Source organism: Legionella stuttgartensis, from assembly GCF_977063405.2.
This window is the reverse complement of sequence record NZ_CDRUHA020000060.1, coordinates 664,202-687,080: the sequence shown is the minus strand read 5'-3', so window position 1 is coordinate 687,080 and position 22,879 is coordinate 664,202. Positions and strand designations below refer to the sequence as shown.

Sequence of the window (22,879 nt, the reverse complement as noted above, 5' to 3'; positions counted from 1 at the left end):
GATCATTTCAAAAAGTATGATTCAATATTAAAGGTTTTTATTTAACTTGCATATTTACAAATTGCCATGGATCAGCCTCATCTAAATCTTCGTGATATAATTCTTTTCTATTATTTAAAGGGCTCCATTTTGAATAATGCCCCTGTACTTTACCTAGGTAAGGTACGGCATTCTTTAAAATTTCATCATAAGGTAATTCATCTGGTTCAACTAAGCCTTCATTAGGATGCTGAATGGCCCAAATAATTCCGCTAATTAATCCAGCAACAACTTGTAAACTTGTAGCATTATTATGAGCAACCAGTTTGCGTGATTCTTCTATTGACAGAGTAGATCCATACCAATAGACACCTTTAGAATTCCCCATTAATAATACACCAAGCTCATCAATGCCTTCTGCTATTTCATCTACAATCAATCGGCTATTTTTTTGAGGAATCCATTCATTTCCTTGAAGTTCGTGTAACGAAAGAAGTGCATCAGGACAGGGACAATAGGAATACAGTACCGTGGGTCGATATAAGACTCTATTGTCTTTTTCCAAGGTTAAATAATTCGCAATTGAGGTATTTTCAGGATGAGTAATTAAATATCCATGATAGGCCCCAAAACTTGGAGTCCATGACCGAACTTTCATGCTCGCACTAGGACATTCTATATAGATACTGGATTTCGCTCCTTGAGAATGAAACTTAGCGCCCTGTGGAACGTGTCGCTCATGAGTACCCCACCCTATTTCAATGGGTTGTTTGATTTCTTCAATAAATCCTTTAATCGACCACGTATTCACAAACTCATCCCATTTTTTAAATGAAGTCGCAACTTGAGTATCATGTTCTGCAATATGGACACTTTTAATGTTTAGTGTTTTTGCAAGAGAAGCCCATTCAAATCTATTTTGGGGAGGAGAAATTTGAAGCGAATTATCTTTTGCAATATTTAATAAAGCTTGTTTTACAAAGTGAGAAACAAGACCAGGGTTAGCCCCATGAGTTAGTACACTTGTTTTTTTTATTGTTTCTCTTAAACCCAGAATTTTTTCTCGTAACCAATAATTAGTCCATGTTTCGGGATCGTTTTTCTCAAAAATACTCTCTCCCCATTCTTCAATGGAAGCATTGATATATAACGCATGATGTTCATTACATAATTTAATAAGGGAAGCAGTAGAAATACCTATTGAAACATCAATTACAAGGTCTTCAAAGGTGAGTAAAGAGCCAATCAAAGTTTTATAATTGTTTTGATTAATATTATGTATAAAAATATTCACTGAAAATTCCTTTGCTATGAGAATTGAAGAATTTTCATTAGTAATTATTGAAATGTTAGAAGAAGGAATACCCAGTTTACTTGTAAGTAAAGGTAATAAGGCTTGGCCTATACAACCAAATCCTAATATTATAATTTTGTTTTCGAAAAGCTTTTTTTTCATACCAATTCCCTTGTGTACGACTCATTCTGAACTCCATGACTCAAACTTCACTTTTCATTTTAAAGAATAACTATCATCCCGCTCAATTTTTTCGTCTTCTTCTCTCATCTCTTTTATTGTTTGTTTTATATTTTTAAAGTACGAAGTCGCTCTTTCTTTAGTTTTTTTATCTTTCCCCTCACTTAGAGCTAATGTCATTCGCATACTTTGTTTTAAATTATAAATTACTTCTTCATTTACTCGAGGACTATCTGGTTTAAGCGCATCATTTTCATACATTAGTTTATCTATTTTTTTCTCTATTTTTTCCCACTTTTCTCGCTCTTCTTTAGTAATAATTTTACCTTCAATTTTTATTGCATCCAATGAAGCCATTAATTTTGCTATTTCTCGTTGATTTTGTTCAAATTTTCTTTGTTTATCTTCTTTTTGACTCCTCAAGGGACTATCAGGCATGACCAAAACTTTATGATCCTCTTGCTTGGAGCTTTCCTTATCTAGCCTTTTTAACAGATCATCAAAAGGTTTGACATTTTGACTGGAAGCTAACGCGTCATCTATCTCTTGAATGGCTTGCTCCAGTTTTCCTTTTTTTGCAAGGGATGATAATACTTTTTGGGATAGTTCAAGCCCCTCAAGTCGCATGATGCCAAATTTAGCAGATTTCTCATGTTTTTTATCTTCCTTAATATCTTTCTTACATTGCTTTATAGTGACATCGAGCGCTTTTAGATCCCTTTCTAGAGTAGTTATTTTCCTGCCTGTAGTGGTAGTAAGAGCAGTAAAATATTTACGCTCCACATTGTTTATAGCTTCCAGTTCTTGAATATACTTTGAGATTGCTGCTTTTCTTTGTTTAAGATGTTCCATACTACTTGGAGACGGTTTTTCACCTGATAACTGTTCGATTTCTGCATCCAATTTTCTTTGCAAAGAAAGCGTTTCATTGTAGATTTGGCTACAATCGTTATAATCAGCTAAATTCTTAACTCCCTTGGCTAATATGCCTTTCATTTCATCCCATGGGGTTTTGACTAAGCCCTCTTTAACGTTACTTATAAGACTTTGCACTACTGCACCGCCCTCAGGTCCAAGTTTGGCAACAATTTTTTGGTCCCTCTCATTTTTGCTCGTTAAAAGACTTTCTAATTTGGCTAGAAAATCTTCCTGAGATAAATATTGCATTCCGCCATCCTCATGGCCAAAAATGCTTGAAAGCAATTTTATTTCTTCCAATGGTAAAGGAAGTCTTTGCAAGTTTTTCTTCGCAACCTCCTCTCGCTGTTTTTCCTCGCTCAGTCTTTCTACCAGCTTCCCATATTCCATTGCTTTTTTTAATCGCTCCTCAAGATCATCGAACGGTTTTCGTTGATGATCCTCGATAATTTGAATAACCTGTTCTATCTTGGCTAATTCCTTTTGGGCCATCTCTAAATTAACAGTGAACTCTCCACCAATAACATTTCTAAGTTCGCGATGTTTATTAATGAATTTAGCGTATTGATCATCTCCTGGCTTCGAAGGATTTTTTTGAGGCTGCGACCACATGAGAATATTCCAAATTTGTGTTGGTAGTTTAAATTATAGACTAATCAAACAAGCCTAGACTGAACTAAACAGCGTAATAATGAGAAAAATCGTGGTAGTACCAGTAGGCGGAGTCTTTTGACCCCAACAACCAATCCATCAATCTCCCAATGTTGGGTCAAATGACCCAACCTATATTTGTATATTTTTTGGGCGACAACACCCAACATATTAAGGACATGCATTACGGATCTTTGCCCAGTGATTGTCCTGAGCAGCTTGAGACCTGGTTTTGGGTGTTACACAGACATGATCACCTGGAAAAGCCTCACGCCAGACAAACCCTTGAATGCACGTATCTGGTCCATACGCTCCATTGGGATTGCGGCGTTTTGCTGCCTGCTTATTGTCATTTTTTGTTGCTTGGTGAACTTGGGGTGTGACACAAACATGATCAGTTGAATTGGCCTCGCGCCAAACATATCCTGAAGCGCAAGTACCGGGTCCGTAAGAGCAATCTTTTACAACAAGCATTTGTCCGGAGGTACCTAATTTAGTACAACAATAGACCTTGGAGCCAGTCACACATGCGGAACCACTTGAAGTACCAGATGGAGGCGTTGACTTCGTTTCATTGCTTTTACATGAACCTGAGCAAAAAGGTGCAGTGCCATCCCAACGGCAGGATCGGCCAGGCGTTGAACAACACAATGCCTTAGTACCTGTTGCACACTTCGATCCGAATGACGGAGTCATATTAACAAAGGGAGGCACCCAGAAGTCTGGAATTGCATCTAGTCGTGTCACTTCAGTTTCATTTGCTCCACAAGAACCACTGCAAAATGGAGCAGTTCCATCCCAACGACACGATTGGGCCGATGCAAATGGAATGAGCATGAACAAGGTAAAGGCAAGTATTATTTGTTTTAGAAAAATTCCAGCATGTGGACGTATATTTGTTTGTATCTGCCTTGTTTCTACTTCCGGGCAATTAACAAGAATGGTTCCATCCATGAAACACCTCCTTATTTCTTTGAGCGAATCAAAGCCTAACTGTTTAAGTATTGTTACTAAACTAATAAGAGTCAAGGAAGATGTAGTTTCGGTGCTTGTCGTCACCGGCTGGCTGAGGTTAGTACATAACTCAGCTAACATAAGCCGTTTTTTATTGGAGAGACTATTAGAACTTACCGTCTTAAGAATGACAAAAACCACCCGAAGGTGGTTTTCGCAATAGTGGCGTTTATGGACCTCTCCACAACACCTCCTATGTTTTAAGTATAGACTCTACTTTTAAAAAATCAAAAGTGGGTTGTTTAAAATCTCATTTATCTTTTTCTAAAGTAACATTCCTCTTACGTAAAACAAACACAGCAATGTGTCTATAATTTATTAAAAGAGATCCGATTTAAATCAAACACCTTATTAGAAAAGGATATTTTACATGAATAATAAGAATGTGGTTGAGCTGGAATATGAATTAACCGAGAGTCCAAATAAACTATTAGGTAAAAGTTTAGGGGATTTTTTAGATCAGCATGAGTTAGAGCTCCTGATGAAACATAGTCAAATAGCTCCATTCGAATCAGGAGAAGTCCTCCTTCATCAAGGAGAAAAAATAAATAAAATTTATATGATTCTTAAAGGAACAATTCTGATAAGCGCCCAAATAATGGGACGTGGAGTCACTAATCTTGAAACACTTCACTCAGGACAATTCTTAACTACCATTGGACTCAATGAACACTGCCCTTCTCCTACATCTTTTATAGCTACAAGTAACGGACTATGTTTAATTATTTCCAAGAGCTATTTTGAACTACTTTCTCTTGATTACCCTGAAACAAAATATAAGTTACTTCTTGTTATTGCTCAGCAAACCTGCAACCGTTTAAAAACAATACATGATGTGGTCACTTCTTTTATTTCTGATTCAGATATGACTAGTTTGTCGTTTTTTGAGCGAGTGATTTACTCATTAAATCAGCCAAAGAAAATTATTTTAGGTGAGAAAGAAATTGATAAAACCATGATTCAAAATATTCCCTCATTAAAGTCATTAACTAAAGAAGAAACCCTTTTGTTATGTTCTCATTTTATTATTCTAGATGCCCCTAAAAACAGTATATTAATCAGCGAAGGAGAAAAAAGTGCATGTTGTTATCTAGTCATATATGGAGGCATTCAATCATGCATTATTAAGGACAGCAAACTTGCAAAATTATCTGTTATTGGTCCAGGAACATTCCTTGCTAGCATCGGTTGCATTGAAAATAATGCCACATTTAATTTTACTTATATTACCTGCGAACATACGATTTTATGTAAGTTACCCGAATCAGCCCTGCAATTGATTAAAAATAATTACCCACAGCTTTGGTATAAGCTATTTAATTTAATTTGTACTTCGTTTACATCATTAAAAAAATCGATTGATAAATTAGACATCCGATTACACATTGAAAACTACAATAGGTAAATGCTATGTGCAGAATATTGACTTATCTTGGAAAACCGCTAGTAATTGAAGAATTGCTTTATAAACCTGATAATTCATTTATAGAACAGAGCTATAATCCCAAATACATGTCTCATTTACTTAATTTGGCGGGATTTGGCATGGCTGCTTGGGATACTACATCACCTAATCCCAAATTTCCTTACTTATATAAGACACCTCAATTACCATTTTACGATAGTAATTTACGAAATCTTGCTTCTAAAATTTCCCCTTATTGTCTTTTGGCGCATTTACGCGGGGTTTCTTATCACGAAGAACAAATCGTCTCTAACCAAAATGTTCATCCTTTTATTTTTTCGAACACCAATGTCGTTCTTGCTCATAATGGGTCATTAAGCAATTTTGAAGAGATGCGATATGATTTATTAGAATATATCCGTCCTGAATATAAAGAAGATATTCATGGAACCACTGATAGTGAATGGATTTATTCTATATTTTTATCGCAATTACCCGATTCATCAAGTAGTTATGAAACCGAAGAGATTATTAATGCTGTTATTGAAACATTAAAAATAATACAGAATGTGCGGCAAAGGAGAAAAATAAAAATAAACTCCCCTGTGAATTTATTTATTACAAATGGTGAGTTCATTGCGGCAACTCGATTTGTGTTTGATTACGGTTGGCCTTTACCATCGGAATTGCCTTCTACCCATGCTTATTACCATTCCTTATGGTATACCTACGGGGAAAATTACGGCTTTTATGATGATGTATATAAAATGAATGGTGGTGATTCCAAAAAAAGCATTATTATTGCCTCCGAACCCTTGACAGAGGACACTACTACATGGCTTGAAGTTCCTGAATATACTCTTGTGCTTGCCAGAAAATCCAATAATGATGAGATTGAAATAATTTCTCAAGATATTAACTTGTAATTCTTTTAATCTAAATCGCTATTGCAAATAATAACTCAAATTTATATGGATTTATGTTGTTTCAATTCTTTGGACCAAATTTTACATTGCTCTGAAACCACTTTAGGCAAGGAGCCCACTTGGTGAAATATTTGTAATAATAAAGTAGTGTCATTCACTTTATTTCTTACATCCTCAAGTAATCGCCCCACATACTCAGTATTTCCTAATTGATTTGTATATTTCTGAATTGTCTCTGCAGTATCCATTATATCGTCAATAATTAAACTACGATCCTTAGTGTAAGGATTAATAAAAGTGCCATCAAAACCATATCGAGAGGCCTCAAATCTATTAGTATTGTAAAGATTGTATACATCATGGCAAACTTGAGTTGGTCTTTCTTCTAATAAATAAAGCGCTACAGATTGAATATATGCTGCAATTAAAACTGCTTTATTGATGGTCAGTGGTGCATCAAAAACCCTTATTTCAACCGTGCCAAATTCAGGCTTAGGCCGGATATCCCAATAAAAATCTTTCATATTTACTATGATGTCTAAGCTTCGCATTTTATAATAATAATCTGAAAATTGTTTCCAATCCGTTAGATAAGGCATAAACCCACTCAATGGAAATGCATTAAACATAATCGAACGAGATGAACAAAAGTGGGTATTAACGCCTTGATAAAAAGGTGAAGAAGCTGATAGTGCAATTAGTTGGGGAACATACCGCGAAAGGGCATGGGTTAGATAAAGTGCATCCGCTGAATTCCCACAACCTATATGAATATGCTGGCCAAATTCCGTAGCCATTTTGGATAGAAACCGATATTTTGTAGATATTTTTTTATATCTTAAAGTCGGAAATATTTTTTGCATCGCCCAAGTTTGAAATGGATGAGAACCACCACCACAAATCGCTATCCCCAAATCAGAAGCCTGTTCTAATAAATAAGCTTGCAATTCAATTAATTCCTGTTCCATAGTTTGTGGAGACTGATGAATCGAGGTATTGATTTCGATCATGCTTTGGGTAATTTCAGGCTTTACTCTAATTTGATTTGGCCCCGCTTTAATATTTCTAATCAGATCTTTAGCCCTAGAAATTAATGAAAAGGAATTGGGATTTATAAGTTGAAGTTCTAATTCAACTCCTATTGAGGCCACTGAAGATTTTTTAAATGGCAGATTTCTTCTCATAAAAACCCTCCTTGATAAAATAACAATCCATTTGATTAATTATAACGCAATTTCTCATATAAATATGATAAATTGCAATGTTTAATTGACTTGACTATTATGTAATTTATAGCTCATTGTGCTTACTTATTGAGCGACCAAGGAGGGCGATGGATACTTTACAATGGCTTGAACAGCTCATCAGTTTTAATTCTATTTCCAATACTTCGAATTTGGAAATTATTAAAACAATTGATGAGTGGTTCAAATTACATCATATTCCTTCGCAAGTTATCCCTGGCCCCGCGGAGTCCAGAGTTAATTTATTTGCAACCATTCCTGCAAGTAATGGGCAAACAGAAGGAGGGATTCTTTTGTCGGGTCATACTGATGTAGTACCTGTTGGTGGACAAATATGGAATACCGAGCCTTTTGTAGCGACGAAATTAGATAATAAAATTTATGGTCGTGGCACATGCGATATGAAAGGTTTTATTGCGGTGATCCTCGCGCTTACTCCTGAGTTTAAAAAATTTAACCTAGTGAAACCCATTCACTTTTCATTTACCTGCGACGAAGAAATAGGCTGCCTTGGAATAGATTATGTAATTGATTTTATTAAAAAAAATCAGATTCTACCTGAAGGTTGTATTGTTGGTGAACCTTCTAATATGCGACCTATTATCGGTGGAAAAGCCAGAAAACTTTATCATTGTCAGATACAGGGAAAAGCAGTTCACTCTTCTCTAGCTTTTGAAGGATGTAATGCAATTGAGTATGGAAGTCGTTTAATCAACTACATTAACTCCATTGCTCATTATATAAAAGAAAATGGACCATTTGATAATGATTTTGATTGTCCATTCAGTACCATAACGATTAATATTGTCAGTGGCGGAATTGCAACAAATGTCATTCCTGGCACATGTGAATTTATTCTCGAAGTTCGTTATATCAATCAATTTCCCATTGTAAACTTTCGTAGCCAAATTGAAAATTATATCAATGAAGAGCTGTTACCTGAGATGAAAAAGGCCTATTCAGAAGCCAGGATTTATTTTGATGAAACTTCTGATGCACCTGGATTTCATGCTTTAGAAAACTCAACCATCCTTAGAGTCGTTCGTGCAGTAACTGGAATAAAAGAGCGATTAAAGGTTTCCTATGGAACTGAGGCAAGTGTCATTCAAAATGCAAATATTCCCACCGTTATTTGTGGACCAGGCGATATTAAACAAGCACATAATCCGAATGAATTTGTAACTATAGAACAACTTAATATGTGCGAAAAAGTAATTAAAAATGTGGTTACTTTTTTTTGCGCCCATCCACACAATAGTGACCAAATTTAAAATTTATTTATTACGAATTCGGTAAAAATAGCAATCCATCTCCAGATACCGTCCTTTTTTATAATATTTCATCCCACACTTTTGCATCACCCGAAATGAAGCAGTATTGTTCCGATCCGCGTAAGCAATTATATAATCTGTATCTATATTCTCCCTTGCCCATCTCAGAAGAGCTTTTAATATTTCGGTCGCATACCCTTTATTCCAAAATTTTTGATCTAAAAGATATCCTACTTTTATTTCTCCAGTTTCTAACTGGTTAAAATAAGCCTCACCAACAAACTCTTCATTAGATAACTTAAAAATAATACAAGAAGGTAAATGCTTTTCTTCATAAAGAACTAGGGTTTCATTAATATAATCCTTTATTTCCTTATCGCTTAAGAGACCTTCAGGAAAAAATTCTTTGACTTTTGGATCTCGTTCTATATGTTTTAAATGCTTAACATCATCTCTTCTAAGTAAGCGCAAACCGAGATGTTTGGTTTTTATCAAATAGTCGTCCATAACGTATCTGCCATATTAAGATATATATATAATATACACCACTTACCCAGAACAAACTCTGCAACACATTTACTTTATAAGAAAGAGATGTAAAAAGAATAATGTAGAAGTTCGTTTGATCCATTGAAAATAGGTAAAATAAATTAGTTTCCACTCGATGGTTTGTTCAAGGATAAACAAGAAAAGGCAGAAATAGCTTTATGGACAGCATTGCGCGCGCTTTGGAAGAAAAGAAAAGTCTTGCAAGTAATATAGTGACCCGGGCGAAACACAATAATTCTGAGAATGTACAATACTTCCAAGACAAGCTTGATGAAATAGAAAAAAAATTCAAACAATAAAGGAACTATTAGATAACTAAACTTCGACAAGAAAATACGTTGCTTAAAAATGGGACAGATCGATCCTAACTTTCATTTGCAAAACTGACCTTAATCAGTAAGCCCAATTATTTGGTAATGGCCTATCTTCCTTCTGTTATTTTAAAAATGACTTATTATTGCCTATCAAAATACACTTTAGGGCACTACTTACACGCCACTTTTCTTTGTTTGAATTTAATAAAAAAAATCAATCTAAAGCAATAAAATCTGAAGGTTCTCTCTCAATAAACCGCTTGATTAATTGTTGCCAGAAAGGGCGATACAAAGCATTAAATAAAGGATGGGAATCATCAACAGGAAAACAAGGCCCATGATTCACTTCCAATAGCCAAAGTTTATTACCCGCTGCTTCAACCATAAAATCAAAACCAAAGCATGCAATTCGAGGCTGGCTATCATGCCAAATAGGGGCAAACTGATTTTTCAATGTATGAACTAAAAGTTGGCAGTTAGAAATTATATCCATTTTATAGGGTTGGAAAATTGAGATCTCATCGCTTAAACGTTGAACTACATTATACCGATCATCACTAAGATGCTCATTAGTCAGATGAGCTTCCAATTGGTTGAAATTATCTTCTTGATAAGGTTTTAATGCGATATTCACATAGCCACTTGGAAAAAGCGCTGAACCGGCATGTGTAGACACCACTACCAGTTCTCGAATAGAAAATTTATGCCCCCATGTGGGCCCCTGAATTAATTGCGGCTTTACAATATAACGTTGCAAAACTTGGGGACCTCCCATGCGCTGATGGGAAAGAAAATGGGATTCAATGGCGTTTAAATCATTAAATATATGAATGTGTTGCCCATTATTTAACATCGATGGTTTTAATATCCATGGGCTGTTCGTAGGATGAGAATTACTAATATGAGTCAAAACAGTAGGCCAATTCTGATCATCGATATAATGAGTCTCTGGCATCAAATAGTCGAGATGATTGGCTTGTAAAAAAGCCGCAAGCAAATGCTTATACTCCAAGGTTTGGCTAATCAGGGGTGAAAAATGGAGCCATTCCTCATTCACTGAGGCCAACGCCGAAAACTTACTTGACTTCCACCCCTCAGCCTTCAAAAAACGTGCTAAATTAGCATGAGTTGGGGTTTTGTCTTCTTCTAAATGAAACTTTCTCATAACATTTGATATTAATTTTTTCCAATTCTTTATAAAACAAGTATAGCCCTCATTATATGTACCCATGGTACAGCACATCTTATTCTAGGCAATAAATCTGAATTGAATTCTTTTTTAAGCTCTCCTGTAAATAAGAATTATAAGTCGAACAAAGGCAGTTGAATCATTTCCGTTGTCTTTTCTTGCGTTAATTTAATGCCTATACCCAATAATCTTATGGGCATATATTTTCTGCAAAAACCTTCTTGGATAAGCCGCTGTAGAATAATTAAGTCAATTTTATCGTGTATACATTCAACGGTAGTTTGCTGAAAATCATTAAATTTTAATTTAACAAATAGACTATGAATACCTGAAATTTTCCCTATACGCTGTATTCTTACCTCAAGACGCGCCATTAATTCGGGCAGAGCAGCAAAACATGCTTCCACATCCGGTAAATCCTGCAAATATGTTTCTTCGACACTTATGGATTTTCGAATACGCTCAGGATTAACTGGACGCTCATCAACTCCACGCGCTAAATCATAAAGTCTCTGACCCATAACGCCAAACTCATTAAATAAATAATCTACTGAATGCTGTTGCACATCGCCACATGTTTTAATATTTAAAGAGTTTAGTTTTTTTTCCATTTTAGGCCCCACACCAAATAATTTGCGTACAGGTAAATCAATCATAAATGAAGCCACTTCTTCTGGCTTAATCACCTTTTGCCCATTGGGTTTATGCCAATCACTGGCAATTTTGGCCAAGCTCTTATTCGGCGCAATTCCTGCGCTCGCGGTAAGTCGTCGTGTCTGATAAATTCGCTCACGTAACTCTTGTGCCATCCAGGTAGCACTTCCTTTACAATTGGTAGAGTTTGTTACATCAAGAAAGGCTTCATCCAAAGATAAAGGTTCAATGAGATCGGTATATTCTTCAAATAAGGATCTGATATATTGGCTTTCGTTTCGATAAACCTCCATACGTACAGGCCGTAAGATGAGGTGACGACATAACTTCAGTGCTTTTGCTGTAGGCATGGCTGAGCGTACCCCATATGCGCGTGCCGCATAATTGCACGTTGCAATAACTCCTCTTCGATCCGCCGCCCCTCCTACCGCGATGGGTTTATCGGCAAGCTCAGGAAAATCTCGCATTTCGATTGCAGCATAAAAACAGTCCATATCAATATGAATGATTTTTCTTATTGGGCTCATCTCAATTTCTATCCTTTAGTTCATTCATGATAAAACCCGCTTAATACAAACGAACTTGAGGAACCTCAGACCAGCGCGTGGTATAAGCAGGTGATTTAAGCTCCGCGCGCATTTCCCAAGGTTTTGAATATCCTTCAGCAGCCAGTCGAATCGTGCTTCTTCCATACTTTTGATTAATTCGCTCAAATACACTCATCAATTGTTCTGTATGGTTTAGTTGCTCATCACTGGGCTGATTGAACATATCCAATTGCATGGGGTCTTTGGGAATTAAATCCTCAAGACAAACCCCTGCTTTCTTATAGTAATATCCTGATCTAAAAATACGTTGCAAACATCGCTTGGCAATCTTGGTAACTAATCGCAAATCATCGGTAGGATTAATGAACTTAAACTCTATAGATTGAAAGTGTTGTGCCAAATCTTCCCGAAACCGATTGGTATGTACAAAAACACTCAGGCGCTGTGCAACCAATTGCTGATTGCGCATTTTCTCCACGGCTCTGGCGCAATGACTACTTACAGACTCGGCCACAGCAGAAAAGTGCGTTTGCATTTGTCCAAAACTTTTTGAGGACATGATATTTTGTTTAGGTTCCACTTCATCTAATCCACCACAAGCAATTCCTCGAAGTTCCATTGCAGTTCGCATTAAAACGACATTAAAACTCTTCTTCAAAAAATGAGCATTGGTCATTGCCAAGTCGTAGGCCGTATGTATACCTCGGGCGATTAACTTATTTTCCCATTGGCGCCCCACCCCCCATATATCCCCTACTGAAATTTGCTGCAGTAATTGCTCGTGATTCGAGGTAATGTTAAATACCGGTATCTTAAAAACCTTTTTACATAAATAATTTGCCGCTTTGGCTAATGTTTTAGTCGATCCAATACCTATGGAAGTAGGAATTCCCGTGTGTTTTAAGATTTTCTGCTGTAATTGCTCGCAAAAAGAAGTAGAACAGCCTATCGGTAAGCTACTTAAATCAAGAAATGCTTCATCAATGGAGTAGATTTCCACATGTGGCCAGCTTTCCTCAATGGTACACATCACTCGATGACTAATATTCCCATAAAGCGTGTAGTTTGATGAAAAAGCTTGCACTCCATGCTTTTTGCACAAATCTTTAATTTTAAAATAAGGCTCCCCCATTGCAATGCCTAAGGCTTTTGCCTCATTCGAGCGCGCAATGCAACATCCATCATTATTAGAGAGCACTACGATGGGAACATCCTTTAAATCAGGACGAAACAAGCGCTCGCAGCTGGCGTAAAAATTATTGCAGTCGATAAGAGCAAACATGTTAGGCAGGCTCGTGAAGGACTAAAGTAACCACACCCCAAATCACCATTTCATTTCCTTCGGTAATTTCAATGGGTTTAAATTTGGGATTTGCAGGAAGCAATTGCACCTTACCTGACTTTTTTGAAAGACGCTTCACTGTGAGCTCACCATTGACTGCCGCAATCACAATACGCCCATCAGCGGGTTCTATGCTTCTATCCACTAAAAGCCAATCACCTGAAAAAATCCCTGCATCAATCATCGAATCACCGGTTGCTTGCAAAACAAAGGTAGCTGATGGATGTTTAATAAACTTGGTATTTAAATCGAGATATCCCTCTATATAATCATCGGCAGGTGAAGGAAATCCAGCTTGTATTTTGCTCGCGAATAAGGGCAATTGGTAACTCTTACGATTCTTTAAGCGCTCTAATTCAGCAAGCTGAGATACCGTTAAACGAACTGCTTTGGTAGGCTCACCCCTAGGACGCCCTGCTCCTGTTCTTTTTCCGCCTCGTGGTGACATAATGACTCTTTTTTTGATTTATGTACAAATATCATAGACAAGGAAAAACAAGCTGTAAATCCCTCCTTAAAGGTTCAAAGGCTAAAATCAATACTAAGTCATCGAGAATAATAAAAATTTTCTTGTAATTTTTTTATTTTGACAATGGCAAGCACGTTTGATCTTTGGGATGAAGATTATGCGTCACACATTGAAACTCGTAATTCTTACCTGTAAATTAATTTTAGGGGGGATTTTATTTCATACGCATTTCAAGGGAAAAATTATGAATTCGAAGAATGAAGTGAGCGATTTTTTAGATAAAAATTTTCATTTTAAAGAAATGAAAAGGATCTCGAAAAGCAGTGGTAATAATGGGCACAAAACAATCGTTTCCTATCTTGAGAAATGTCAGAATTTTTATGATTATTTAATGTACTCCAGTGACCTTGATGTAAAAACAACCGACAATATCGTCGCGTACAACTTAGGGCGTAATAATGTAAATTATCTACTCTATATTGGTGGATTTTTTTCTAATGCATGCAATTTCACTTATCATGAACTTCATTTGAGAGAAAATATCGAGGCTTACTTAACTAAGCAACACGAACTAAAAATAATTTAGTGGCTCTTTGTTAGTTATGGAGCAAGTAGGTAGCTGCCTGCACATTGATATGGAGCACATTGGTAAATGATGAATCATCTGCTTAACTACTCAATTCCACAAGGAGTTTGACAGTCTATAAACAGACTTATCCACAGAAAATGTGCATAACTTAAAGGAAATTGCAGCGATTTAAAAATGATATAATTCAGACACAGCAAGGTTTTCTTATATATTGCTGATTAATAATTCATATTTGGTAAAAAAGATATCCACAGGAAAAGGATAAGGGAAAGAATTTAATACAGCTATCTTATACAAATAAAAAATAAAAAAACAGTCTTGACTCCCACTATTTTTATTTTATTTTTAATCGTCATGCCCATTGTTATAGATGTCATTTTGTTAATATAGGTTCTTGCTCTACATCATGTCACTCCCGCGCAGGCGGAATCTATTCCTCAAATTAATTCCTTACTTTGTTTGGAGATTGATTCCCGCCTGCGCGGAAATGACATCAATTTGGCGTAAATTGACATCTACCTGCCTATTGCGTCTTTTTACGGAAAAATCTTAATCTTACCCCTCCATCAACAACAAATGATCGATATGCATATATAATTATCATATAGATAAATAATTGTGAGAAAATCATGAGTACAGAGAAATTGGTCCCGAGAAAACATGTCAAAGTTGGATTTTTTGGAGGGGCAGGAAGTGGAAAGTCACAACTTGTTAATGTATTGGCGGGCAACGCTTTTTCTACCTACTCTCCGAGCAACACAACGGTCCGCACAAACAACGTAAGCTTAAAAGAAGAAAACATCCTGCTTGGTCTATCTGACTTTTCAACAAAGTTAAATCACCCTGACCTTATTAAATCATTCTCAGAAATAAGTGTTATTTGTATCGATCAAAGCAATCCATCTTCATTGAAAGCCGCTGAGAAATACGTGGAAGAGGTTCAATTAAAGTTAGGTGATAATGCTCCTATTATCATTGCTATCACCAAAACAGATAAGGAAAGTAACATTTCAGATGAGGAAATCTCGGAATTTAAAGATAAATATAATATTACCTCTGAGACGATTAAAACAAGTGCTAAGCAGGAGAATTGCAAAGATTTACAAAAGAGTATTATCGCTTTAGCAAGAGCGCCTAAACAAAATCAACTACCATCAGAGAAACCAACGAAAATAGCAGATAAAGAGGTCGCAGAAAAAATAACAGATGAAGAGGTCAAAGAAAAAATAAGTTATTTGAAGCCTATGATAACTGCCGCGCTAAAAAAAATAGAAGGTGACCATTTCAAAAAAACAGGTTTGTTACCTCTGAACGAAGGACCTTATCTAGCTTTAACAAACTTCGAAAAGAGTTTAGATACAGCAAAAACACACGAAGAATATCAAACTGCTGCTAAGGCGTTTAAAAAAGCAGTCCCCGAGTATGTTTTAAATGTACAACCTCCTGAGGTACGAAGTGTATTACGACTAATATGGGATTTTCTATCTAAGGGTTGGAGTAGTTTAGCTGATACTCACCAAGAAACCACAGAAAAAGAACGCTTTAAACAACAAACAAAATTGAAAGGAGAACTATCATCTATTAAGCATGAGGAGGACGAACCAAAATCAGAGAAGGGACTAAGTAATTAGGTGGAATTTGACCCAGCAAACAAATCAAACATCCTAGTGTTAGGTCAAATGAACTGAGATATCGTCACCTTTTTAGACACTATTTTTCAGTTCATTAATGGGCAATCGTTATAGTGTCATGCTTACATATAGTGTTATGGATTATATATATAGGATCATTGCTTATATATAGTCATCCCGCATAGGCGGAAATCTATTCATCAAATTAATTCCTAACTTTATGTGAGATGGCTTCCCGGCGCGGGAATGACTAAATAAGTTGAGTTATTTTTAGCTAATGATAATCCTATTTCATCTTAATTAAGACAATCCCAAATTATCATCTAGGAGTTTAATTTCAATACGCTCTTTCTCGCTTCCGATATTTATTCTTTTAAGAGCAATAAGACCAACCTCTGAAGTAGTTTTAACATGAGTCCCCCCACAAGCGACTTTGGAAAATCCGTCAATTTCCCAGAAGCGTCTTTGATTTTGGAGATCACTAAATCCTGTTTTAATCTTTAAATCGTGTTGTATGATTTTATTGTAATCACTCAGCAGCCTTTCAAATAAGAAAGAAATATTTTTATCACAGAAAAAATCTATTCTTGCTTTAGATTCCGCGATATGTGCCCCTATTTTTTCAAGCTTAAGTTCTTGGGTCACAAGCTCAAGAATCAATTCAGCAGCAAAATGTAAACGCATAAGCCTGTATCGTCGAGGCCAATCAATGTTCATCGTCACAACATCACCAGGCTTAAGGTTATGCCCATCTAGAAGTACATAGTAAATAAAATTGCCATCTATCTCTGAGTCAACAATAGGGAGTCCATTAACACAAGCATGGTCACTTTCCTGTCCTCCTGAAAAAGAAAAAGCGATGGTTTCTTCGAATAAAACGTAATTCTTATCCACTGCAGCTACGCGCGTTTCTAAATCGGATTGATAAGGATTCTCCCAAAATATTTTTCGCATGATAGCCCTACTTAATCGCAATGATTTTGCCATGTGTTAACGACTCAATGTCGCTGGAATTCAAGCTAAAAACAGCATTAGGTGTACCCGCTGCAGCCCATAGAACACTATGCTGCAGTAAATCTTCATCAATGAAAATATGGGTGATCGTTTGTTTATGCCCTACAGGAGGAACGCCACCAATAGCAAAGCCAGTGATATCACGCGTAAAAGGAGCATCTGCTTTAACTATTTTTTCACCCACCCATTGCTCAATGATTTTCTCATTCACACGATTGATACCACTTGCCAATACGAGAATCGGCTGATTTGTTGTTGCAGAACAAAATAACAAAGACTTTATAATTTGCGCTACATCGCATCCTATGGTACTTGCAGCGTCATGAGCAGTACGGGTACTTTCAGAAAGCTCAATTACTTCAAAAAATAACCCTTTTTGGGCTAAAGCGTGTTGTACGCTTTGAGCGCTTTTGCTTAATATTTTATGTTCATTAGACATGAGAAAGCCTCCTTATCGCCACAAAGAGCATTTTTTGGTGAGTTCGGAAACTTTTGCCCACTCACCAAATAAGACAATACCGTAATAGATTAGATCGTCTTCTTTTGTTTGAGCAGTTCTTTCGATTTGCTCTTGATATGTACCTATCGTCATTGTATCTGTGAAATCATTTAATAAAATATGTTCCGCTAGAGCAGCCTGACGTAATTTTCTTATTTTATTCGAGTTTTCGGACAAGATAATAAAGGGTATTTCCGAAATAAAAGGATGGGAGCCACCATCAGCATCTTGGTAATCAGTAAGTCGCAAATCCTTTTGACCAATAGCTGAACCTAGCCCAATACACATATGTGCTAAAGCATTCATGACTTTACCCGCATCAATACTTTTATTAAGTACTGCAACTAATTTGTTTTGGAACTCAGCAGACATCATTCACTCCTTAGTTTAACAATTTACAAAATGTGCGTTATAACGCATAATATCCTATATTATCATTGTGCGCCATAACGCACAATAGCTTGGGTGGATTATTTGTGGAAAATATATACAAACATATCGCAACGACTTTAAAAGATTTACGGCAAAAAAAGGGCTGGAGCTTGGACAAAACAGCCCTTGCTACCGGAGTAAGCAAAGCGATGCTGGGACAAATAGAACGAGAAGAATCCAGTCCAACCATTGCTACGTTATGGAAAATAGCAACGGGTTTTGAAGTCTCATTCTCTTCGTTTATTGAGGAAATCGACTCAACATCGAGTGAAGCAATGTATCGTACAGGACAGGTACAAACAATTCATCCTGACGATAAAAAAATCCGAGTGTTACCTCTTTTCCCTTTTGAGCCTCAATTAAATTTTGAACTATTTGTTATCGAATTATTACCAGGCTGTGAGCATTTATCACCTGCTCATAAAGATGGAGTAATTGAGCATGTGGTGGTGGCTCAAGGTACTGTAGAGGTTTTAGTAGATGGTACGTGGCAAAAACTCTCAAAAGGCGAAGGCATTCGATTTAATGCCAACCAGCCGCATGGCTACCGAAATCTTTTGGCCGAAGCAGCCACGTTCCATGATATTATCCATTATCCTGAGGCAAGTTAATGTGCAAATCGACTGGTAGAGATACGACGTAGGTCGGGCCCCGGCCCGACAATTCATTAATTTGAGATCAAAATTTTATTTATAAATTCAGACTTATGGAAAAATTGAGTCAAATCTAATGGAATATCCACATATTTTTTACTGTTAATCTTGTTGATCGATCAAATGGTATTTTAATCAAACATATACATTCCTTGTTCCATACGATTCGAGAACCCCAAGTTCCAAAGCGCTGACCTATAATGATAATAAGTACCGCAAGGAAGCGCTCATTATGAAGAAAGCGATCATTATTCTGGCAAGCACAGGATTTCAAGGACATGGAGACTTCTTTTTTGCGCTTAAATTAGCAGAGCAAATCAAAAATCAGTATCAAGGAGAGGCCCCTCCTATTTATGTAGTCAGTCAAGAGGAAGGCAAAGGAGCTATTGTACGGCTTCAAGGACATGCTGAGTTCAACGTTCAAGTCATCTCATCAACCCGCTTAAAACAGCGTATTGCAGAAAAGGCAATTGATGTGGGGCAAATCATTGAAGGTCCTGTATTCAATGACGAATGGCTCACAGAAATTAATGAGATGCTTCCTAAATCTGAAACAGGAATACCGTTACTTATGTTGCCAGAATATGGATTCAACAGCGATCAAGACCGAACAAGTCTCGCTCGCCATGCTGATTTTCGAAAAGAACTATCCAATATCAGATACACAAGAACACTTTATTCGGGTTTTAACACCGCTAAAAATGAAAAAGGAATTATTTTGAGCGCTCCTCCCCCAGCAGATCAGTTGCTTAATCAAATTGATGGAAAAGTCCGTGCACAAATCTATGGAGCTAACTCGCTTGCGAATTATCAGGCAAGCACTGAGCTGTCCATGCAATATAGTCATGATACTTATGTAGGTAATGCTGCTGAGCACTATCTACGTGTTCACCGAGAATTTATAAAAGGCAACAGTAAAAACCAGGATGTACTCCTGGTTGGCGGCAATCAAGAGAAAAAAATGGAGGCATTGGCGGCAATTAAAGATAAATTAATTGCCGATGGGTTTACCCACATCTCTTTTTTTAATACAGCCACACAGAAAGAGGTAGTGTTGTATCATAGTGATAGCCCGGGTAAAACATATAGAGCCATTTATGCTCCTAAAATGACGCACGAATCTATGATTGCCTGTACTGCATTATCAGGGCCACTGATGGGATCAACAGGCGACCAATCGCTAGGTGAAGCCACCAGTGCGAATAAAATCATGGTTTATGAAACACTGGCCCATAAAAAAGTGTTAATTAATGACTATGATAAGGCGATAAAAGAAGCATCACAGCAAAATGCCGCAATCAGCGAAACATTAACCCTTTTACGTAATGCACGCTCGGATCCTGAATACGCTCGCCTCGGACAGCTTTTACGAACCCCAGAGCTGCAAGCAAATTTTGTCAATGCCAGTCAAAATGTTATAAGAAATTCCAATTTTACGAGTGCGGTTGTACGTGAGGGCTTATTGTGGAATCCCGAAGAGGCGGTCCGCTTGTTGCAACAAAATAAACCCCATGATGCGATAAGGCTTATGCGCCAAGGAAATATTAATATTTTTACCACGGTAAATAATCAATGCATCATTGATTACGCTCCTGGAAAAGAGAGTTTCGGACCATTTGCACCATTTTACAGAGTAACCGAACAATTAGGTTTTGAGATAGTTACAACCAATAATCGTGTTGGTGCATTTCGGTTTATGGAAAGAGCCCAAATTAGTCCATTTATTCCGAGACCCGCCGATGGTAAAAGTATTTTAGCCGTCGCTTTAGATGCAAGAGATTATGGTTTAGTGGATGCTCTGCTGCAACGAGCACAAACACATCAAGACAAGCAAGCCATCGGTACTCTTTTACACAGCAAAAATCCTGAAGGAAAAACCTATCTTGCTCAGCTACAACAAGAGCATCCAGAAAAACAATACTCGATGACTAAAAAAGCAACTTATTTCTCTGCACTCACTCATATCAACAATGCCACTGTTGAAAATGCGCCTCAACGAGTCATGATGCACCATTCTTTTCAAGACCTTATGCGATCATTTGATACCTTTAATGCAGACTATGAAGATAAGGCGTTTATCGGTCTGTTATTATTAAATAAAAAGAGCATTGAGGCGGAATATAAATACGTTGCACCCGACAATCCCATGTTTGGCAGTAATCTCTACATTGCCGGAGAAACAGCCTTAAAAAATTTAGGGATTAATGCAAAGGCGCTGTCGCCTGAGCAGGAGAAAGAATATTTTAGTGCATTACAAAAAGCGATAGATGCCAGACCAGAATATCTAGCAAATCAATTCTTACTGAGTACATTCAATAAATATTCTGGGCTCCCTCCCCTTGATAAAAAACCTCAAATGTCCACTTTAGATTGGCGCGATGTATTAACCAATAAAAAACCACCACCACCCAATACGATCATCATGAAAACTGCAGATGGTGCTTATGTGATAGCTTCTGGAGCACATAATGCAGGAAATTTTGGCGCGATACATACAGCGCAACATTATAAGTTAGATAAACAAGGGTATATCACTATTACTCCCCCATCAATTGCAAAAAAATTGCCTAACGCACAATCCAAAGAATTAGATAAAGAATTCCGTATGTTCCAAACTGCACATCCTGAAGATCAATTGTTGCGTGAAAATATTGGCCAGCATAGTTATCTCGTCATGCCGCGAAGACAAGGGGAACAGCTTGATCGTTATCTCGAAAAAAACCCCGTGATCAATAATCATGAGCGCCTGGTGATGGCAGAACAATTTCTAATGGATTTAAATTCCGTGCACAAGAAGGGGATTAACCATAATGATTTAAAACCACAAAATATTATCTATGATCCCTTGCATCATAAAATGCAAATCATTGATTTTGGTTGTGCAGAAACAGTCAAAACAAAAATGAAGTATACTGACATTGAGTCCTCTGTATTTGCTTTTGAAATGCCACCAGAATACCTTAAAGGAGCAGATGCGCACCCATCAATGGATGTTTTTGCAGCAACACCCATTGTAGCTGAAATTTTAGGGGTGAATAAACGCGCACTGATTAGAGCCAGGATGAATGAAGCCTTTAAATCGATAGATGATCCAAAATTACAAAAAGACATTGCTGCAGAATTTGAAAAAGCAGCCAATCTGGGCGATGTTTTTTTTACACCAGCCATCCAGGCGCATAAAAAAAATCCTAATTTAGAGAAATTTATTACAACCTATGTTAATACGCCCTACAACTTTTCTCCTTATAAAGAACAATTGGGAAAAGAACTAATCGATATGCTCAACAGCATGCAAAGTCTCGATCCTAAAGATCGGCCTAGTATTGATGTCTGCCTAAAAAATCTGCATAAAATGACAACTCCTGCACCAATGTCCGCAGCAGGAAACCCGGCAGTAAGCGCCCAATTTAAGCAGCCATTATACGATATTAAAGCAGACCGCCCTCCTCCACCTCATCAGTCATTTGCTTATTATGGGCACAGCAAAACAGCACACATTGATGGTCATTCTAAATCTGGCGGCGCCACTGCCGCTGCAGGAACATCTCCACCAATTAAAGAACCCACGAATCCTAAAACCAATGCACCGCCATCAGATGGAGCTGCAGTAGCCGACCACGTGTCAACGACACTATTTAAAGCACAACTTGCAAATATGAAAACAGAAAAACCAACACCACCCAGTGAAAACCCGAACCCCTTATCTCCAGGGAACACTTCAGCTTCGCGTTAAGATTTGTTTATTATTGTGTTGTTAAATCCCGTTTGCAAGCAAACGGGATTGTATCTTTAATCTGGAAGCAAGTTAATTTAATCGTCTGATTGAATCAAGAGCATTTACTATACTTATATTAGTTCTCGTCTGATGGACATTCAGAAGAAGAACAACAAGAACAATCAATCGCATGCAAGATGAAAGCAGAGATCGCAGGAATGCGAGCAAGCGCTTCTGAACCTTCAAGTAAAGACGAAGAAGAGGAGGAAGAGGAAGAAGATGGGATAGCGTTCGAGAACCCATTCGAACATTAAGGGATGATTAAAATCGGCTCTACATCATCATTTCATCGCATACGGCTATACTTGCTGAATATGTGATATAATCCCGATAGCTAAA

Annotated in this window: 20 protein-coding genes; 8 read left to right on the top strand and 12 right to left on the bottom strand. The window is 37.1% G+C overall.

Going from position 1 to position 22,879, the window contains the following annotated elements; genetic code table 11:
• Window positions 1-37: 37 nt before the first annotated feature.
• The 3 genes from ACWTEW_RS22345 to ACWTEW_RS22335 form a co-directional block, all read right to left on the bottom strand.
• Window positions 38-1,435 (bottom strand): saccharopine dehydrogenase C-terminal domain-containing protein, encoded by a 1,398-nt coding sequence (locus ACWTEW_RS22345; protein ID WP_454780714.1) that lies wholly within the window; start codon window positions 1,433-1,435, stop codon window positions 38-40.
• A 54-nt stretch (window positions 1,436-1,489) separates the two neighbouring features.
• Window positions 1,490-2,983 carry a hypothetical protein gene (locus tag ACWTEW_RS22340; RefSeq protein ID WP_454780713.1) on the bottom strand — a complete coding sequence of 498 codons (1,494 nt, stop codon included), beginning with the start codon at window positions 2,981-2,983 and terminating at the stop codon, window positions 1,490-1,492.
• A 210-nt stretch (window positions 2,984-3,193) separates the two neighbouring features.
• Window positions 3,194-3,976: a hypothetical protein gene (locus ACWTEW_RS22335; RefSeq protein WP_454780712.1), complete on the bottom strand. Its 783-nt coding sequence runs from the start codon at window positions 3,974-3,976 to the stop codon at window positions 3,194-3,196.
• A 430-nt stretch (window positions 3,977-4,406) separates the two neighbouring features.
• Between ACWTEW_RS22335 and ACWTEW_RS22330 the strand changes: the two genes are divergently transcribed.
• Window positions 4,407-5,441: a cyclic nucleotide-binding domain-containing protein gene (locus tag ACWTEW_RS22330; RefSeq protein ID WP_454780711.1), complete on the top strand. Its 1,035-nt coding sequence runs from the start codon at window positions 4,407-4,409 to the stop codon at window positions 5,439-5,441.
• A 5-nt stretch (window positions 5,442-5,446) separates the two neighbouring features.
• Window positions 5,447-6,367 carry a class II glutamine amidotransferase gene (locus ACWTEW_RS22325; protein WP_454780710.1) on the top strand — a complete coding sequence of 307 codons (921 nt, stop codon included), beginning with the start codon at window positions 5,447-5,449 and terminating at the stop codon, window positions 6,365-6,367.
• A gap of 41 nt (window positions 6,368-6,408) precedes the next feature.
• Here the strand turns inward: ACWTEW_RS22325 and ACWTEW_RS22320 are convergent, their stop codons facing one another.
• Entirely contained in the window at window positions 6,409-7,551 is a 1,143-nt protein-coding gene (locus ACWTEW_RS22320) for a YbdK family carboxylate-amine ligase (RefSeq protein WP_454780709.1), read from the bottom strand.
• A gap of 149 nt (window positions 7,552-7,700) precedes the next feature.
• Here ACWTEW_RS22320 and argE point away from each other — a divergent pair, with 149 nt between their 5' ends.
• On the top strand, window positions 7,701-8,882 hold the full coding sequence (gene argE / locus ACWTEW_RS22315; protein ID WP_454780708.1) for an acetylornithine deacetylase: 1,182 nt from the start codon (window positions 7,701-7,703) through the stop codon (window positions 8,880-8,882).
• A gap of 3 nt (window positions 8,883-8,885) precedes the next feature.
• Here argE and ACWTEW_RS22310 read toward each other — a convergent pair whose 3' ends face one another.
• Window positions 8,886-9,389 carry a GNAT family N-acetyltransferase gene (locus ACWTEW_RS22310; protein ID WP_454780707.1) on the bottom strand — a complete coding sequence of 168 codons (504 nt, stop codon included), beginning with the start codon at window positions 9,387-9,389 and terminating at the stop codon, window positions 8,886-8,888.
• A 200-nt stretch (window positions 9,390-9,589) separates the two neighbouring features.
• On the opposite strand from ACWTEW_RS22310, the gene ACWTEW_RS22305 reads away from it, so the two are divergent.
• The gene (locus ACWTEW_RS22305) at window positions 9,590-9,730 is read left to right on the top strand and encodes a hypothetical protein (protein ID WP_454780706.1); all 141 of its coding nucleotides are present in this window, start codon (window positions 9,590-9,592) and stop codon (window positions 9,728-9,730) included.
• A 229-nt stretch (window positions 9,731-9,959) separates the two neighbouring features.
• On the opposite strand, the gene ACWTEW_RS22300 is transcribed toward ACWTEW_RS22305, so the two are convergent.
• From ACWTEW_RS22300 to ACWTEW_RS22285, 4 genes are all read right to left on the bottom strand, one after another.
• On the bottom strand, window positions 9,960-10,910 hold the full coding sequence (locus tag ACWTEW_RS22300) for an ATP-grasp domain-containing protein (protein ID WP_454780705.1): 951 nt from the start codon (window positions 10,908-10,910) through the stop codon (window positions 9,960-9,962).
• 137 nt (window positions 10,911-11,047) lie between these two features.
• Entirely contained in the window at window positions 11,048-12,115 is a 1,068-nt protein-coding gene (gene dinB, locus ACWTEW_RS22295; protein ID WP_454780704.1) for a DNA polymerase IV, read from the bottom strand.
• A gap of 40 nt (window positions 12,116-12,155) precedes the next feature.
• A complete protein-coding gene (locus ACWTEW_RS22290; RefSeq protein ID WP_454780703.1) occupies window positions 12,156-13,418 on the bottom strand; it encodes a Y-family DNA polymerase in 1,263 nt (420 codons plus the stop codon).
• Window position 13,419: 1 nt separating this feature from the next.
• On the bottom strand, window positions 13,420-13,926 hold the full coding sequence (locus tag ACWTEW_RS22285; RefSeq protein WP_454780702.1) for a LexA family protein: 507 nt from the start codon (window positions 13,924-13,926) through the stop codon (window positions 13,420-13,422).
• A gap of 265 nt (window positions 13,927-14,191) precedes the next feature.
• Here ACWTEW_RS22285 and ACWTEW_RS22280 point away from each other — a divergent pair, with 265 nt between their 5' ends.
• The gene (locus ACWTEW_RS22280) at window positions 14,192-14,533 is read left to right on the top strand and encodes a hypothetical protein (protein WP_454780701.1); all 342 of its coding nucleotides are present in this window, start codon (window positions 14,192-14,194) and stop codon (window positions 14,531-14,533) included.
• Window positions 14,534-15,165: 632 nt separating this feature from the next.
• Window positions 15,166-16,167, top strand: coding sequence for a Rab family GTPase (locus ACWTEW_RS22275; RefSeq protein ID WP_454780700.1), 1,002 nt, complete (start codon window positions 15,166-15,168; stop codon window positions 16,165-16,167).
• Between the two features lie 300 nt (window positions 16,168-16,467).
• On the opposite strand, the gene ACWTEW_RS22270 is transcribed toward ACWTEW_RS22275, so the two are convergent.
• From ACWTEW_RS22270 to ACWTEW_RS22260, 3 genes are read right to left on the bottom strand one after another with little or no spacing between them, the layout of a single operon-like run.
• Window positions 16,468-17,121, bottom strand: a complete 654-nt coding sequence (locus ACWTEW_RS22270) for an alanyl-tRNA editing protein (protein WP_454780699.1) — start codon at window positions 17,119-17,121, stop codon at window positions 16,468-16,470.
• 7 nt (window positions 17,122-17,128) lie between these two features.
• A complete protein-coding gene (locus ACWTEW_RS22265; protein WP_454780698.1) occupies window positions 17,129-17,620 on the bottom strand; it encodes a YbaK/EbsC family protein in 492 nt (163 codons plus the stop codon).
• Window positions 17,621-17,632: 12 nt separating this feature from the next.
• Window positions 17,633-18,055 (bottom strand): DUF2000 domain-containing protein, encoded by a 423-nt coding sequence (locus ACWTEW_RS22260; protein WP_454780697.1) that lies wholly within the window; start codon window positions 18,053-18,055, stop codon window positions 17,633-17,635.
• 101 nt (window positions 18,056-18,156) lie between these two features.
• Between ACWTEW_RS22260 and ACWTEW_RS22255 the strand changes: the two genes are divergently transcribed.
• On the top strand, window positions 18,157-18,723 hold the full coding sequence (locus ACWTEW_RS22255; protein WP_454780696.1) for a helix-turn-helix domain-containing protein: 567 nt from the start codon (window positions 18,157-18,159) through the stop codon (window positions 18,721-18,723).
• A 274-nt stretch (window positions 18,724-18,997) separates the two neighbouring features.
• Window positions 18,998-22,498, top strand: a complete 3,501-nt coding sequence (locus tag ACWTEW_RS22250; RefSeq protein ID WP_454780695.1) for a protein kinase domain-containing protein — start codon at window positions 18,998-19,000, stop codon at window positions 22,496-22,498.
• Window positions 22,499-22,879: the final 381 nt, after the last annotated feature.

Excerpts from the sequence above, each read along its gene's own strand:
- ACWTEW_RS22320 (WP_454780709.1), bottom strand. The coding sequence starts at position 7,551 with ATGAGAAGAAATCTGCCATTTAAAAAATCTTCAGTGGCCTCAATAGGA.
- argE (WP_454780708.1), top strand. The coding sequence starts at position 7,701 with ATGGATACTTTACAATGGCTTGAACAGCTCATCAGTTTTAATTCTATT.
- ACWTEW_RS22285 (WP_454780702.1), bottom strand. The coding sequence starts at position 13,926 with ATGTCACCACGAGGCGGAAAAAGAACAGGAGCAGGGCGTCCTAGGGGT.
- ACWTEW_RS22280 (WP_454780701.1), top strand. The coding sequence starts at position 14,192 with ATGAATTCGAAGAATGAAGTGAGCGATTTTTTAGATAAAAATTTTCAT.
- dinB (WP_454780704.1), bottom strand. The coding sequence starts at position 12,115 with ATGAGCCCAATAAGAAAAATCATTCATATTGATATGGACTGTTTTTAT.
- ACWTEW_RS22345 (WP_454780714.1), bottom strand. The coding sequence starts at position 1,435 with ATGAAAAAAAAGCTTTTCGAAAACAAAATTATAATATTAGGATTTGGT.
- ACWTEW_RS22340 (WP_454780713.1), bottom strand. The coding sequence starts at position 2,983 with ATGTGGTCGCAGCCTCAAAAAAATCCTTCGAAGCCAGGAGATGATCAA.
- ACWTEW_RS22290 (WP_454780703.1), bottom strand. The coding sequence starts at position 13,418 with ATGTTTGCTCTTATCGACTGCAATAATTTTTACGCCAGCTGCGAGCGC.
- ACWTEW_RS22325 (WP_454780710.1), top strand. The coding sequence starts at position 5,447 with ATGTGCAGAATATTGACTTATCTTGGAAAACCGCTAGTAATTGAAGAA.
- ACWTEW_RS22310 (WP_454780707.1), bottom strand. The coding sequence starts at position 9,389 with ATGGACGACTATTTGATAAAAACCAAACATCTCGGTTTGCGCTTACTT.
- ACWTEW_RS22305 (WP_454780706.1), top strand. The coding sequence starts at position 9,590 with ATGGACAGCATTGCGCGCGCTTTGGAAGAAAAGAAAAGTCTTGCAAGT.
- ACWTEW_RS22335 (WP_454780712.1), bottom strand. The coding sequence starts at position 3,976 with ATGGATGGAACCATTCTTGTTAATTGCCCGGAAGTAGAAACAAGGCAG.
- ACWTEW_RS22260 (WP_454780697.1), bottom strand. The coding sequence starts at position 18,055 with ATGATGTCTGCTGAGTTCCAAAACAAATTAGTTGCAGTACTTAATAAA.
- ACWTEW_RS22250 (WP_454780695.1), top strand. The coding sequence starts at position 18,998 with ATGAAGAAAGCGATCATTATTCTGGCAAGCACAGGATTTCAAGGACAT.
- ACWTEW_RS22300 (WP_454780705.1), bottom strand. The coding sequence starts at position 10,910 with ATGAGAAAGTTTCATTTAGAAGAAGACAAAACCCCAACTCATGCTAAT.
- ACWTEW_RS22330 (WP_454780711.1), top strand. The coding sequence starts at position 4,407 with ATGAATAATAAGAATGTGGTTGAGCTGGAATATGAATTAACCGAGAGT.
- ACWTEW_RS22265 (WP_454780698.1), bottom strand. The coding sequence starts at position 17,620 with ATGTCTAATGAACATAAAATATTAAGCAAAAGCGCTCAAAGCGTACAA.
- ACWTEW_RS22270 (WP_454780699.1), bottom strand. The coding sequence starts at position 17,121 with ATGCGAAAAATATTTTGGGAGAATCCTTATCAATCCGATTTAGAAACG.
- ACWTEW_RS22275 (WP_454780700.1), top strand. The coding sequence starts at position 15,166 with ATGAGTACAGAGAAATTGGTCCCGAGAAAACATGTCAAAGTTGGATTT.